General features: G+C 30.6%; 15 protein-coding genes, 2 pseudogenes, 1 CRISPR repeat array and 1 riboswitch. Of the genes and pseudogenes, 3 read left to right on the top strand and 14 right to left on the bottom strand.

Annotated elements, in window-relative coordinates; genetic code table 11:
- Window positions 1–486 precede the first annotated feature (486 nt).
- A CRISPR array of direct repeats spans window positions 487–1,247; the repeat unit is 36 nt; unit sequence GTTTCACTTATACCTAAAATTACAGAGTACTAAAAC.
- 119 nt (window positions 1,248–1,366) lie between these two features.
- From KA828_RS07345 to KA828_RS07325, 7 genes and pseudogenes are all read right to left on the bottom strand, one after another.
- On the bottom strand, window positions 1,367–2,371 hold the full coding sequence (locus tag KA828_RS07345) for a hypothetical protein (protein ID WP_210125936.1): 1,005 nt from the start codon (window positions 2,369–2,371) through the stop codon (window positions 1,367–1,369).
- A gap of 11 nt (window positions 2,372–2,382) precedes the next feature.
- On the bottom strand, window positions 2,383–2,691 hold the full coding sequence (gene cas2, locus KA828_RS07340; RefSeq protein ID WP_193839594.1) for a CRISPR-associated endonuclease Cas2: 309 nt from the start codon (window positions 2,689–2,691) through the stop codon (window positions 2,383–2,385).
- 4 nt (window positions 2,692–2,695) lie between these two features.
- Window positions 2,696–3,598 (bottom strand): annotated as a pseudogene (gene cas1 / locus KA828_RS07335) (type II CRISPR-associated endonuclease Cas1).
- Window positions 3,599–3,601: 3 nt separating this feature from the next.
- Complete coding sequence (gene cas9, locus KA828_RS13155; RefSeq protein WP_348634776.1) at window positions 3,602–6,151, bottom strand: type II CRISPR RNA-guided endonuclease Cas9; 2,550 nt, start codon at window positions 6,149–6,151, stop codon at window positions 3,602–3,604.
- A gap of 33 nt (window positions 6,152–6,184) precedes the next feature.
- Window positions 6,185–6,328, bottom strand: a complete 144-nt coding sequence (locus KA828_RS13150; RefSeq protein ID WP_245336065.1) for a hypothetical protein — start codon at window positions 6,326–6,328, stop codon at window positions 6,185–6,187.
- The gene (cas9, locus tag KA828_RS13145) at window positions 6,325–6,768 is read right to left on the bottom strand and encodes a type II CRISPR RNA-guided endonuclease Cas9 (RefSeq protein WP_245336064.1); all 444 of its coding nucleotides are present in this window, start codon (window positions 6,766–6,768) and stop codon (window positions 6,325–6,327) included. Before cas9 (KA828_RS13145) ends, KA828_RS13150 begins: the two co-directional genes overlap by 4 nt.
- 285 nt (window positions 6,769–7,053) lie before the next feature.
- Entirely contained in the window at window positions 7,054–7,248 is a 195-nt protein-coding gene (locus KA828_RS07325) for a CsbD family protein (protein WP_053029845.1), read from the bottom strand.
- 158 nt (window positions 7,249–7,406) lie between these two features.
- On the opposite strand from KA828_RS07325, the gene KA828_RS07320 reads away from it, so the two are divergent.
- The gene (locus tag KA828_RS07320) at window positions 7,407–7,571 is read left to right on the top strand and encodes a hypothetical protein (RefSeq protein ID WP_016931019.1); all 165 of its coding nucleotides are present in this window, start codon (window positions 7,407–7,409) and stop codon (window positions 7,569–7,571) included.
- Between the two features lie 273 nt (window positions 7,572–7,844).
- Here KA828_RS07320 and KA828_RS07315 read toward each other — a convergent pair whose 3' ends face one another.
- The 7 genes from KA828_RS07315 to KA828_RS07285 all read right to left on the bottom strand — a co-directional run bounded on the left by KA828_RS07315 (window position 7,845) and on the right by KA828_RS07285 (window position 12,358).
- Window positions 7,845–8,660 carry a MetQ/NlpA family ABC transporter substrate-binding protein gene (locus KA828_RS07315; protein ID WP_053029847.1) on the bottom strand — a complete coding sequence of 272 codons (816 nt, stop codon included), beginning with the start codon at window positions 8,658–8,660 and terminating at the stop codon, window positions 7,845–7,847.
- 20 nt (window positions 8,661–8,680) lie between these two features.
- The gene (locus tag KA828_RS07310) at window positions 8,681–9,376 is read right to left on the bottom strand and encodes a methionine ABC transporter permease (protein WP_075109416.1); all 696 of its coding nucleotides are present in this window, start codon (window positions 9,374–9,376) and stop codon (window positions 8,681–8,683) included.
- The gene (locus KA828_RS07305; protein WP_210125934.1) at window positions 9,369–10,394 is read right to left on the bottom strand and encodes a methionine ABC transporter ATP-binding protein; all 1,026 of its coding nucleotides are present in this window, start codon (window positions 10,392–10,394) and stop codon (window positions 9,369–9,371) included. Before KA828_RS07305 ends, KA828_RS07310 begins: the two co-directional genes overlap by 8 nt.
- Window positions 10,395–10,480: 86 nt before the next feature.
- A riboswitch (SAM riboswitch) is annotated at window positions 10,481–10,586 on the bottom strand.
- Window positions 10,587–10,643: 57 nt separating this feature from the next.
- Window positions 10,644–10,940 (bottom strand): thioredoxin family protein, encoded by a 297-nt coding sequence (locus KA828_RS07300; protein WP_075109418.1) that lies wholly within the window; start codon window positions 10,938–10,940, stop codon window positions 10,644–10,646.
- A complete protein-coding gene (locus KA828_RS07295; RefSeq protein WP_053029854.1) occupies window positions 10,933–11,319 on the bottom strand; it encodes a toprim domain-containing protein in 387 nt (128 codons plus the stop codon). Before KA828_RS07295 ends, KA828_RS07300 begins: the two co-directional genes overlap by 8 nt.
- Before the next feature lie 190 nt (window positions 11,320–11,509).
- Entirely contained in the window at window positions 11,510–11,890 is a 381-nt protein-coding gene (gene gcvH / locus KA828_RS07290; protein WP_053029855.1) for a glycine cleavage system protein GcvH, read from the bottom strand.
- A 114-nt stretch (window positions 11,891–12,004) separates the two neighbouring features.
- Window positions 12,005–12,358: an arsenate reductase family protein gene (locus tag KA828_RS07285; RefSeq protein WP_053029856.1), complete on the bottom strand. Its 354-nt coding sequence runs from the start codon at window positions 12,356–12,358 to the stop codon at window positions 12,005–12,007.
- Between the two features lie 141 nt (window positions 12,359–12,499).
- Here KA828_RS07285 and KA828_RS07280 point away from each other — a divergent pair, with 141 nt between their 5' ends.
- Both KA828_RS07280 and KA828_RS07275 read left to right on the top strand, forming a co-directional pair.
- Window positions 12,500–12,823, top strand: a complete 324-nt coding sequence (locus KA828_RS07280) for a thioredoxin family protein (RefSeq protein ID WP_053029857.1) — start codon at window positions 12,500–12,502, stop codon at window positions 12,821–12,823.
- 597 nt (window positions 12,824–13,420) lie between these two features.
- Window positions 13,421–13,782, top strand: a pseudogene (locus KA828_RS07275) (IS5/IS1182 family transposase); the annotation flags it as partial.

The following is a 13,782-nucleotide window of genomic DNA, read 5'->3' as shown; positions in this document are numbered from 1 at the left end:
CCTTTCTTTTTTATTTGTTGTGGTAACTAATAATTATAGAGGTGATTGCGCCATTTTTGTATTCAAAACATAAAAATTGGACTGATGAATTTTGTCATCAGTCCAAATTATTATAGAGCCGAAAAAATCCCATTAATAAATTAATGGGATAAACACGACATAAAGTCTTGTTTTAGTAGATTCTGTAATTTTAGGTATAAGTACAAGTTAGCTAAACTTGTTCCTTACATTTATTATATTTCTACCTTAGCATGTTAGTCAACTACTATTTTAATTAATATTAACTATTTCTACATTCTTCCCCAAATAATTGATCTCAATATTATGGATTATTTGAAAGGAATAATGGATCGGCGTAATTATAGAGATAATCACTTTAATCAAATCATTTGAAAGTAATAGCACTTAATAATCGCTATTTAAAATAGTTGTGCCTGAAGTACTAGCGTATTAAAACTTCAATCTTGCGGTGTAGCATCAATGTAACGTTCACTTATACCTAAAATTACAGAGTACTAAAACTACCCGAATCTGCAGTTCTTTCGGCTTCCTGTTTCACTTATACCTAAAATTACAGAGTACTAAAACCATTAAAAAAGCGACCATTAACGTTATCAGTTTCACTTATACCTAAAATTACAGAGTACTAAAACATGATAGAACCAATCATGCTCATACTGTTTGTTTCACTTATACCTAAAATTACAGAGTACTAAAACACATTTTATCGCAAGATGAAATCAACGAATGTTTCACTTATACCTAAAATTACAGAGTACTAAAACCTGGTACTAAAAAGAAAGATTGGCTAGATAGTTTCACTTATACCTAAAATTACAGAGTACTAAAACACTTATGTTTTTTAAGCGCTGATTTAAATAGTTTCACTTATACCTAAAATTACAGAGTACTAAAACGCGGAAATGTATCACCTACATTGTATGCGTGTTTCACTTATACCTAAAATTACAGAGTACTAAAACATAACCCAGCTAAGCGTAAACAACATTGGGGTTTCACTTATACCTAAAATTACAGAGTACTAAAACAAAGTAATGTAGCATGTGTATGTCTTAGTTGTTTCACTTATACCTAAAATTACAGAGTACTAAAACTACTATGACAGGAAATCACATTGGTGGTTAGTTTCACTTATACCTAAAATTACAGAGTACTAAAACTAGGATGCACCCCGTCCACCATATTCGCTTGTTTCACTTATACCTAAAATTACAGAGTACTAAAACCTCTAGCAATATAAAATCGCTAAAAGAATTAGTTTATAAAAAGGTATCTCAGTGAACAAGTTAGCTAAGCTCATTCACTAAGATAATAATAGATTATTATGTTAATTATAGCAAAGTAATTAATTCAACGATTGTTGATTTAAATATTTATTGATGCTTTTAGGCAGTAATTCATTTTTAATTTTCAATTCAAATTTATGATTACAATGTTGCATATATGAAATGCCAACATATATGTCAATAGCACTAAATAACATAATTTGTGCTATTTGATAATTAGATATTATGGGATTTAATTCTAATTTATCTTGATAAGTTAAAATGAATCGGTTCAAACTTTCTTCTAGATCCCTCTTATCAAAATTAAGTGGCGCATTCCACTCTAATTCTTCCAGAAATTCAGATGTGTTTTTTTGCTCACCATCTCTTATATAGTTATTGTATTTCCACTCTTCGGATAGAAAATGTAATGATCCTGTTAATACAATTATGTTTGCATCGAGCGTTAACAATAATTCTTTCAACTTTATTTGTTCTTTAGGACTTAAATTTGCTTCAGGATATAAGTAAATCAATAATAAATGATTATTGTGTAACTTGTTTAATTCATCAACGATTAAAGGTAGCACTTGCTCTATTCTGTTTACTAATTTTGTATAATCCTTCTTCATTTCATATTCAAAGCTTAATAACTTAATGAAATATTTAATATCTACAGTCTTTATTTGTAAAGGTAATTCATTGTAATTAATCATCTCTAGTAAATCATTTAGAAGTTGATTAATAGAATTTAAATATCCTGAACTTTCAATATGATTAGCAAAATCTCTTTGGAGTTTCTTATTCAAAATAGATGTGGCGCCTAATGAATGCTCAAGTTCTATTTTGTTATTATCAATAATAAAACTCTCATATTCAAGATTAGAAATTAGTTCATGACTAGTACATTCTATAATAGAAACTTCATTCTTATTTGAGTTTCTTTTTTTAAAATATTGATCAATAAGTTCAAGTATGTCCTCTTCAATGGTTTCAAATTCATTATAAATAGCAGTGTATTGGCCAATATTCAGATTCATTGTAGGTACTGCTTCAGATTTTATTTGCCATATGATATGTTCCATATTTTCTCTTATCAAAAAATAATAGTTCTATTATCACCTAATAGTTCTATATTATGATTTTCTTCTCCTAAAAGTATTTGCATATGTTGATATTGCTTTTCAGTTATCATGAGTGCCCTGACATGACCTTCTTGAGGTAGAAAAGTATTTACTTTTTTTATAGTTTGGTTTGCCGCATCTTTATTTATGACACTCTTGATATAAATTGAGTATTGCATCATTAAAAATCCATCCTCAATGAGTTGCTTTCTAAATTTACTATAAATTCTTCTTTGTTTTTTAGTTTCAACTGGTAAATCAAACATTAATAGTACTCTCATAAATCTATAACTCATAAAATGTATATTTACTCAAACTAGGAAACTTTAATGATTTAATATCACCGTCTTTAAAATACTCAATTATAGATTGCACCATGATATCAATAGCTCGAATAACCGTTTGCATTTTTCCATCAATTTCAACACGAGCATGTAATAGATTAATTATTTTTAATCTATACGTTTTTGTTAAATAGTCTTCAGGAGGATGTTTCAATAAGAACAAATCAACTAGCGCCCTAAATGGTTCAATTAAATCTGATGCTAAGTTAAAATGATTTCTCCCTCCAATATGGTGGATGCCAATTGCTGGTATTAAACCTTTTGCGACTATCGTTCTAGCTATTGCAGCATTCAAAATAGTGTACCCATAATTTAAAACCGCATTCTCTATAAGCGCATCATTATCTCTCGTAAAATCTTTAAAGAAACTATTAAAATAGTATTTTGCAGCTTGACCCTCAATATTATTCCGATCATATATCAATACTGACTGCTATAACTCTGTCATTTTTTGAATTCGCACAGTATCAATGTGCATGTACTTCATACATTCAATTTGATTTTGAATTTTTTGCTTTACAATTGATTGCCACAATTCACTTTTACGAGCTACATCCCATTTTAATTGCGCTTTCATTTGCGCATATTGATTAAAATGACCTGATATCGGTTGTAAAGTGCATTCTGGCAAATGCTTTTGATTGCAAAAGATAACTAAAATATTATAATCCGAGAGTTCTACTAATAATCTGGATGTTAATGTAACAGTTAAATCTTCAATAACTAACGCAAAAATATCAGCTAAAGGAATCTTAGTTTCTAGATCGCCTTTTTTGATTTTCAAGCTATTTAAATTAAGTGACATGTGATTAACTTCTGTTATATACACAATTCTCCAACTCATAGCTTAGATTCCTTTTTTAAATATTAATTGTGGCTTTTCGGCGCAAGATTGATAATATCTATTTCCTAGAACGTCAGTAGATAATTTTCTAATACTTTCAACTTTTCTTCCAATTGTTTTAAAAATTCTTGGTGTTGATTTAATATTATTCATTTCACAGAATTCCGTATATTTAATGTCGGGTAAATTGAGCTCTATAGCATTTTTCTTATCATTATTGACCCCAATAATTGTATATACTTTACCATCTAGTTCAATCAAATCATTATAATAAAAACTTCCAATAAATTTAGCTTTAGCATCGATACCTTTATTTAATTTTAATTTCTCGTATTTGGCTTCAGGAATATAATAATAATTATCTTTTTTAAGTACATCCAAATATGTAATGCTAACGAATTTATAACCTTTATCAGTCAGATACACATCAAAACGATACGACTTAAATGATAATTTCACAAGTTTGTTTCTCGAATTGCTGTATTGATTTGTAACATCTAAATGATTTCCAACCTTTTTACCAAACATCTTAATCGATTTAACAATTGGTCCATTATTTTTCTTACTGTATTTAGTTAAATAGTCTCCTGTTTCTTCGTGATATTTAGCCAATGGATTTTTCTCATTAGCGTATTGCTTCATAATCACTTCTAGTTTTTCAAACGTTTTTGGATCATTTTGATACATTAAGAATTTTTCAGGATTCTTATTAAAATGTTTTTTTAAATCTGTATTATCTTTACTATAAATATTCTTAATCGGCGAGATGATATATAAGTCATCATCTTTTACTCTTGTTGAATAAAGCGTGTCATTGATTAATTGTCTATTTGGTTTCTTATCCACTCTATGCGAATATTTAAAATCTCTAAATTCTTTAATTTCTTTTACTTGCTGTGGAATGACAAATAAATCTTGGTATTCTTTATCACTATCAACTTCAATTTTAGTTTCTATCTCTTTACGTTCTGGTTGTTCTAAAACCTTATTTGCTGCTTTTAACTTTTTATTTTCTTTAAATAAGAAATCAGCGTTAGCGATAATTAGCGCATCTTCAGCATGATGCTTATAACCATGGTTACGTTCTTTTTTGAATTCCCATACTTTTCTTAAATGATTAGTAAAGCTACCATTGATTGTTTTAACTTTAACATCCATATCATTAGCGCTGAAATACGCTTTTAAATAATTGGTTAATTCTCTTGTAGCGTATCGCGTATCAACTAAGTTTCGATTAATAAATTCTTTTTGTACCTCAAATTTATTTATATCTCGTTCTTCTAGTAAATAGTCTTTTTTCTTCTTCGAAATTCTATCTTTTGATTTACTAAGATTTAACACATGTTGTTTAAACTGATTATAAGACAGTTTTACTTCCCCTGAATTCAGGTATTGGTATGGTGTACGGTTACCTTTTTTACTATTTTCTGTTTGCTTAACGAGAACTTTATTTTGATATGAATTATCAAATGATACAGATCTAGGAATAATATGGTCAACTTCATAATGATTAGGATTATTTAATAAGTCTTCCAATGGTATACTCTCAAGAGAATACAGACATTTGCCCTCTTGTTCATCATGAAGTCTAATCTTTTCAACTAATCGCTTCGCATTTTGATTACCTGTTTTTCCGATAATCTCGTTTATTCTCTGTCTTGTTTTTTCATTTTTCTTTTGTAATTCATTAATAAACTTTTGTTTATCTTTAGTATTATTCTCTCTAGCCAACTCAATAATAATATCTTTAGGAGCACCATATTTTTCTATTACTTTATTGATAACATTGATTGCTTGACCAAACGTTCTTTTAACTACTGGAGATAGTATAAACTCATCAATCATATCTTTAGGTATTTTATTTGCTTTCTTTAAGTTAATTTTTCGAGGTTTAATATTTAAATATGCAAAGATTTCCATTTGATTTCTAGAAGTATGCCATAATTCCTCTAATACTAAGTTTATACATTTTAAAGAAAGTCGGTGTGTACCGTTATAACCAGCTAAGTTAGAAATACTTTCCTTATCTATTTCATTAATTGGTTCAGCTAATTGCTCTAATTCTTTTTTAATGCTCTCTTTATCTTGGTAGATAGTTATAATTTCAGCAATTTGATCTAATAATTGAATATTTTCCAATATACTTTGGTCTTTTAGGGATTTTTTTAAATCGTGATACAGTCTAAATTCAGTAAAGTTTTCTTTACCGGATTTAGTTATTCTATAACCTTTTATATCTTCTGGTTTTACACCTATTTCATTAGCAATTTGTTTTAAAGTAGGTTTTTTCTTTTGTTTAAACACATTTTCAATGATGTGGTATTTTTCATGATATTCTAACTTATTTAGCCCATCTCTTTGAATTACTAAGTTATTTAAATCATTTAATGCATTAAATAAATCAGCAGAGTATGCATACTTAACGCTTCTTAATTCTTCAGGAAAATATGTACAACGGCCCATCAAATGTTCATACCATTTCTTTAAATCAGCACCCCATCCGTAAGGACTACCTTCACCTGGACCTTCATAATATTCTCTTCTTGTCTCCACTAATTCAACATACTTATCAATAAAACTATTATCCTAATGATGCATTTCTTTTTGTGTTTCTAAAATTTGTCTTATTTCTTTAACAATATCTGCCGTCTTAAATCTATTTTTCTCGCCTCTAACTTTACCTTCATTGTATCTTTCAAGTAAAAGTTCACATACGAATTTATCTTTCAATAAATGATTATTTTTGATAACTGTTCTTTTGTAGAAAGTTCGTTTGATGCATCCTCTTCTTGATCTATAACATCTATATTATGTATACCGCGTCTTTTAGCTAAATGTAATAATGCGATTGCTAATTCATCTCTCGTTAATTTTTCTCGTAACCCTCTCACTCTTATTTCATAAGGGTTTGTTGATTGAGGGATGACATCAATAGAATCGAGTAACTTATAATCTTTTAATAATTGTTTAACCCGCTCTAATCTATGGATTCTTCGTCTTTTTAACCTTCTAGCGCCTCTTTTACTTCTACGTCCTTCATTATTTTCTACATTAGCTTCAGGAAATAACCTCACTCCGGCATCAATAATTGATTTGTCATTGTAATTTATAATGCCATATCCAACTGAAGTTATACCTATGTCTAATCCTAAAATATAATCTGTTTTCACTTTAAATCACCCACCCCTATTTTATAATTTGATTATAATTTAAAACAAAATGCGTTGTAATACTTTTTAACTAGATTTTCAAATAATTTTTTATTTTCTTAAAGTTTTATTACAAAATAATAGTGTCTCTATTCATAAAGTTCCCTATACTAATGACAAAGACAAGCGATGTATTGAATACAAAGATTCTATAAACTTTCCCTTAGGCAAGCGTCTCAACAAAAGTTGCTTGGATATAAAAAAAAGCGCAAGTGCTTAGCACTTACGCTTCGTCTTATAAACAAATTATTTATTATCGTTGTTACCTTTTACTTTATCGATAACATCGTTTGCTTTTTCTTTAACGTTTTCAACAACTTCTTTAGCTTTACCAGAAGCTTTGTCGCTTTGACCTTCTTTTTCTAAATCTTTATTGTCAGTAGCATTACCAACAGTTTCTTTTAAATTACCTTTTGCTTGTTCAAATTTATCTTCAGCCATTTGAGATTCCTCCTTGATAGTCTGTATATCTTGTATAGTAATAAATACCACACTATAACATGTTTAAACATTATATTCGTAAAAATTTAATTTTTTCATTCTACATATGAGTTCAATTATAATGATAATGAAATAAATCAATTTAAGGAGTGGTTATAATGAAATTCATTAATTTTACCGCAATGACTGAAAGTGGCCTCACTAAAAAGGTAAATCGTTTCTTAGAAGAAAATCCATACATCGAAGTTATAAAATTTGACTATACAATGGGATCTGGCGGACAAGGTGTCGGCATACTGTATAAAGATAGAAAATCTTTCTAAATTAAAGGAGTGGACAGAATTCTTTTAAAATTCGTCGTAACCCCAACTTGCTTAGCTGGTAAAATCACTTTCGTGATTTTTTGTGTTGGGGCCCCGACTCCTAGCTTGCTTTACTTGAAGCATTTCTTAATGAAATTCTCTTTGCTAGGGCTCCGCATCCTCAAGGTTGACTAGAACTGAAAAAGTTTAATTTAAGCGCTTTTTTCAGTTCAGTCAGCTACTATGAATTTGCAAAATAGCATCATTATATTATTGATGTCCTAGCCTCTATGCTTACTTCGCTGGTACAACTGCACCTTTGTATTTATCTTTAATGAAGTCTTGAATCTCTTTAGATTGTAATACTTCCATTAAAGCTTTGATTTTTTCATCATCTTTATGTCCTTTTTGAACTGCAATTAAGTTTGCGTATGGGTTGTTGTTTGCTTTTTCAACAGCAATTGAATCTTTTTGTGGACTTAATCCTTGATCAATTGCATAGTTAGAGTTGATGATTGCAGCATCTACATCTTCGTTTTGATAGATTTTTGGAAGATATTCTGCTGATTGTTTACTGTTAAATTTAATGTCTTTTTTATTTTCAGTGATATCTTCGAATTTAGCATCTTCGATTTTTACACCTTTTTTGATTTTAATTAATCCTTCATCAACAAAGAATTTTAAGAAACGACCTTGCTCTGCTGGGTTATTTGAAACATATACTGTTGCACCTTTAGGAAGGTCTTTTAAACTTTTATATTTTTTAGAGTAAACAGCCATTGGTTCTAAGTGAACTTTACCTGCATCTTCAATTTTGTATCCTTTTTCTTTACTTTCAGTTTTTAAGTAAGGTACGTGTTGGAAATAGTTCGCGTCTAGTTCACCTTTATCTAACAATTTGTTTGGTGTTGTGTAATCGTTAATTGTTTTAATTTCTAGATCATAGCCTTTCTCTTTAAGTAAAGGTTTCGCTTTTTCTAGAATTTCAGCGTGTGGTGCTGGAGATGCACCTACAACGATTTTCTTATCTTTGTCCCCACTACCATTGCCACAAGCTGCTAAAACGACAGTTAATGTTAGTACTAAAATTAAGCTTAAAAGTTTTTTCATTGAATCATTCCTCTTTTCTTTTAGCGTTTGTCAATTTTATTTGTAATCCAATCCCCAATAAATTGGATTATAAATACGATAATTAAAATAAATACAGTTGAAACTAAAATGACATCATTTTGGTTACGCGTAAATCCTGTTAAGTAAGCTAAGTTACCTAAACCACCTGCACCAATAACACCTGCAATTGCAGTAGATCCAACTAATGCGATTGCTGTTACGGTAATACCTGAAACGAGTGCTGGCATTGCTTCTGGTAATAGTACTTTACGAACAACCGTCCAAGTACTTGCTCCCATTGACCAAGCCGCTTCTATAACACCTTTATCTATCTCTTTAAAAGCAATTTCAACTAATCTTGCATAGAATGGCGCTGCGCCGATGACTAATGCTGGTAAAGCACCCGTTGGACCACTGATTGTTCCGAGTAAGACACTTGTAAATGGAATTAATAACAAGATTAAGATGATAAATGGAATTGCTCGGAACAGGTTAACTATAAATGAAACGATACTATAAAAGACTCTAGCACCTTTCGAATTACTCTTGGCTGATAGGAATAAAAGTACACCTAAAATCAAACCAAAAATAAATGCGAAAATCGTCGAAACAATAGTCATATAAAGCGTTTCATAAATGGCTTGCCATACTTCTGGCCACTGGACGTTAGGCATTGTAATCATCTCTTTAAAAATATCACCGTATGATTTATCCATGCTTAATCACCTCCACATTTACATGTTGCTGATGTAAATCTTCTTTAAATGTCTCAAATTCTGTTTCAGCAATATGTGGTATGTGAACCACTAAGAAGCCTACTGCACCGCCACGTGTGTTTTTAATATTTGCCTCAAGAATATTGATATCAATGTTATGTGTTTTACTTATGTACGAAACAACGGGTTCTGTCGTATTATCACCATTGAAATTAAGTCTAACGATATAAGCATCTGAATCTAACGGTTCAAGATGTTGGATAGATTCTTCAAAATCATCATCTAAATCATCTTTCACGAAGCGTTTAGTCACTTCGTGTTGTGGATTTTCAAATACTTGCGTTACTTTACCTTGCTCTATCACACGTCCGCTTTCCATAACTGCTACTTCATCACAAACACGTCTGATAACGTGCATTTCATGTGTGATGATCACAATTGTAAGATTTTCGCGCGCTTTAATCTTTAACAGTAAGTCTAATATTTCATCTGTTGTTTGTGGGTCTAATGCACTAGTAGCTTCGTCACATAATAGAACATCTGGTGCGTTTGCCAAAGCTCGTGCGATGCCGACTCTTTGTTTCTGACCACCTGATAATTCAGAAGGATAAGCATTTTCTCGTCCCTTCAAACCAACAAGATCAATTAATTCTCGTGCTCTTTCAATTGCTTTACCTTTAGAGTATCCTGCAATTTCTAACGGGAACATAATATTGCGAAGTACCGTTCTTGACCATAATAAGTTAAAGTGTTGGAATACCATACTTACTTTTTGACGTTTTTTCCTTAATTCTGCTTTTGAAAGTTTGTTAATATTATCGCCATCTATAATAATATCGCCAGATGTAGGCGCTTCTAGATTATTGAACATTCTAATTAACGTACTTTTACCAGCACCAGAGAATCCGATAACTCCAAAAATAGAGCCCGTTTCTATATTTAAGTTAACGTGATCAACTGCTAGTACATCCTTATCTTTTGTGTGATAGCGTTTAACAACTTGATTTAACTCAATCACGTTTAGTGCCTCCTTAAAATTCATTATGTAATTAAAAAAATGCTTTCTCACTTTAGATTAAGTTGAGAAAGCATTGATTCATCTTTCTCTCATCTTCTAAAGTAATTAACTTTATGTGAATTGGCACCATTTCTAATATTAGACGGTTGCCGGGCTTCATAGGGCACATCCCTCCACCTCTCTTGATAAGAGTTTTCGCACTATTTAATTAATTTATATCCTACCATTGCACTATAATTTCGTCAACAATTATTTTAATTTTTCTAACAAATAAGGTACAGATTGAAATGCATAAATTCTATCTACCTCTATGTCCTTATTCATAACAATTAGAACAGGTACTGACATAATTTTGTTACGTTCACTATATTTAGGATGGTAATTCAAATCGATTTTTTTAACGGGTAAATGTAGTATTTCATTCGCAATATCGAGCATTCGCTCAGACATTTTACATGTACCACACATCGGTGTGTATCCGAAAATGAGGTGTTTATCTTTATTAAAATTCTCACTAATATCTTCAATTTCTATAGATTTACTCATGCATGATTACTAACCTTTCAGTCGTTAAATTGGGAATTAGACGTTTTTCTTTACGTACTGTAAAGCCATGTTTACTCAATACATGGGCAAGATAGTTCTTGGGACATCTAGCAACTTCACAATATGTTTTATCAACATAAATGTGTTCACATTCACTAAGATGACGTTTAAACCACTTTCTTATCTTTTCACCTTCGTCATCTGAATCTGCTAGCACAAAGACTTGCTTGTCATATAATGTTTCAATCATGTCATCTAATTTATCAATACTCATTGTACCATGCGTACAAATAATATTGATAGGTTCAGCGATGACTTGTTGTACTCTCTTCTTATCAGATTTGCCTTCAACAATTATAACTTTATTTAAAATTGCCATGTTAATCCACCTTCTAAGTCGATAATAAACAATCAGTTACTTCTTCACAGAACGCGAATACCTTAAACATCATTTACAATTACTTAACAATGTACGCAATCAAAGACGCCATACCAAACTGAGATGATTACTTTATAGATAAAAAGACAAAATAAAAACTCCATGATCGCAATCAAGGAGTTTAAATTAATTATTCACCAATCATTTCTTTGTATTGATCAGCTGATAATAATTCATCTAATTGACTTTCATCGCTAAGTTCAACTTTAACCATCCATGCTTTCTCATATGGTGATTCGTTAACAAACTCAGGACTATCTTCTAATTCTTCATTTGATTCTACAACTTTACCAGATACTGGCGCATATAATTCAGAAACAGTTTTAACTGATTCTACACTACCAAAAGTATCCCCTTCGTTGATTTCATCATCAACTTCTGGTAATTCAACAAATACGATGTCACCTAATTCGCCTTGTGCGTATTCAGTGATACCAATTGTTACTGTGTTGCCTTCAACTTTTACCCATTCATGTTCTTTTGAATATTTTAATTCGCTCGGTACTGCCACGAGAATCCCCTCCTAAAATTAATTACAATTTAATGATGCCATACAGTAAGGTTTCATTCAACTATTAAAGTAAAAGTTACAATAATTTATATAAATAAAATTTGTAATTTTAAACTATAACCAAATTTCTTTGTATTGATCTTCTTTAAATCCTAATGTGATGTTTTCTCCAGAAATAGCTAGTGGTCGTTTAACTAACATGCCATCTGAAGCTAATAGATTTAATTTTTCATCAGTAGATAAATCTTTTAATTTATCTTTTAAACCTAATTCTCTATATTTTGCACCATGCGTATTAAATAGTTTATTAACTTCTACACCTGTTTTATCGATAATATCTTCAAACTCTTTTTTAGTTGGTGTGTGTTGTACAATGTCAATCGGTTCATAACTTACGCCATGCGCATCTAAAAATTTTGCTGCTTTTTTACAAGTTGTGCAATTTGAATATTGATAAAATTTAATCATTCAGATGTAACCTCCTATTTCGTCTTATTTTAAATATATCAGATAATCTATGTAAACGCTCTATATTTTAAGCTTAATTTTTCATTTAAAGTAAATTATTCGTTATAATACATTTAGTATTAATTAAAAGGAGCGTTTATTATGCAAAGTATTACTACAACTGATGCGTTTAAATCAACAATCGAAAGTGATAAACCCGTTATCGTTAAATTTGAAGCCGGTTGGTGTCCTGATTGTAAAGCAATGGATATGTGGATTGATCCAATCGTTGAAAAGTATAACGATTACGATTGGTACACTGTAAATCGTGATGAACTTGAAGATGTAGCTGCAGAAAATGATGTAATGGGTATTCCTAGTTTATTAGTATTTGAAAATGGTAATAAACGCGCACATTTACATTCTGCAAATGCTAAATCACCTGAGCAAGTAGAATCATTTTTAGACGAAACGTTTAATAAATAAGACGTAGCAACGAAAAATAATTTAAACATTGGGTCGTTATATTACGGCGTAGTTGACTGAACTTGAGATAAGTTTGTCTTTTTGGTCAGCTTCTAACTCAAATAAGAGTCTGGGACATAATTCCTAGAGAAATAGCCAGTAAATGAGTTTTAACAAATTCATTTACTGGCTTCTTTATTTACAATACTCCGTATTGTTGGCTCGCTTGCCCAACGTGCTTTGCTTGTAGAAACTGATTAACTCAGTTTCTCTGTGTTGGGGCCCTTCTTATGGGACAGCTTCAGCCTGTAGTCCTCTAAAGAAATTCTTAGATGAACATTTACTCATTCTGTTGTGATGCTTGCCTAGGGGGATGGGTCGAGCCGCGGTCTCGACACTCATCCTACTCCCTCAGGCGTCACACAACGTCATTCGTAGTTCATCTTTAGAATTTCTTACATAAGTGCGCTAGCACTTATGTTCATTAATAATCAACGCAAGAGTCTCGCTAAAATACTTTGTATTTATATGTAATTTTACATTGTAATACTTTTAAAAAAATAAAGCACTTTCGTATAATTTAATAAACATCACTAAACTACATTAACGAGGTGCCTTATGTATAAAAATTATTACATGACTCAACTTACTCTACTAATGGAAACTTCAGTTCTTATCCCCACAAATGATATTTCACGACATGTAAATGATATTGTTGAAACAATTTTACAGTCAGTGTGTAAAACAAAATCTTATAGATGATAAAGCTATTTTTATTGATGGTACAAAAATTGAAGCAAATTCCAATTGATATATATTTGTATGGAAAAAGAGTATTCAAAACCATGAATCAAAGATGAATGAGGATTCTAAAGCCCTATACCATGAATTGGTAACCAATAAAATCATACCGGAAATTAAAGAAGATCATGATAATGAATTAATAAAAGAAGAAATAAATTTGATTGGTAGTCATTTAG

Source organism: Staphylococcus sp. GDY8P85P, from assembly GCF_017892405.1.
GTDB lineage: Bacteria > Bacillota > Bacilli > Staphylococcales > Staphylococcaceae > Staphylococcus > Staphylococcus borealis.
Note: the sequence above shows the minus strand (reverse complement) of the source record. Positions and strands in the feature narration are given on the sequence as shown.

Coding starts and splice junctions, on each gene's coding strand:
- KA828_RS07310 (WP_075109416.1), bottom strand. CDS start 9,376: ATGGATAAATCATACGGTGATATTTTTAAAGAGATGATTACAATGCCT.
- KA828_RS07295 (WP_053029854.1), bottom strand. CDS start 11,319: ATGGCAATTTTAAATAAAGTTATAATTGTTGAAGGCAAATCTGATAAG.
- KA828_RS07285 (WP_053029856.1), bottom strand. CDS start 12,358: ATGATTAAATTTTATCAATATTCAAATTGCACAACTTGTAAAAAAGCA.
- cas2 (WP_193839594.1), bottom strand. CDS start 2,691: ATGAGAGTACTATTAATGTTTGATTTACCAGTTGAAACTAAAAAACAA.
- KA828_RS07315 (WP_053029847.1), bottom strand. CDS start 8,660: ATGAAAAAACTTTTAAGCTTAATTTTAGTACTAACATTAACTGTCGTT.
- KA828_RS07325 (WP_053029845.1), bottom strand. CDS start 7,248: ATGGCTGAAGATAAATTTGAACAAGCAAAAGGTAATTTAAAAGAAACT.
- KA828_RS07320 (WP_016931019.1), top strand. CDS start 7,407: ATGAAATTCATTAATTTTACCGCAATGACTGAAAGTGGCCTCACTAAA.
- KA828_RS07300 (WP_075109418.1), bottom strand. CDS start 10,940: ATGAGTAAATCTATAGAAATTGAAGATATTAGTGAGAATTTTAATAAA.
- KA828_RS07345 (WP_210125936.1), bottom strand. CDS start 2,371: ATGGAACATATCATATGGCAAATAAAATCTGAAGCAGTACCTACAATG.
- KA828_RS07280 (WP_053029857.1), top strand. CDS start 12,500: ATGCAAAGTATTACTACAACTGATGCGTTTAAATCAACAATCGAAAGT.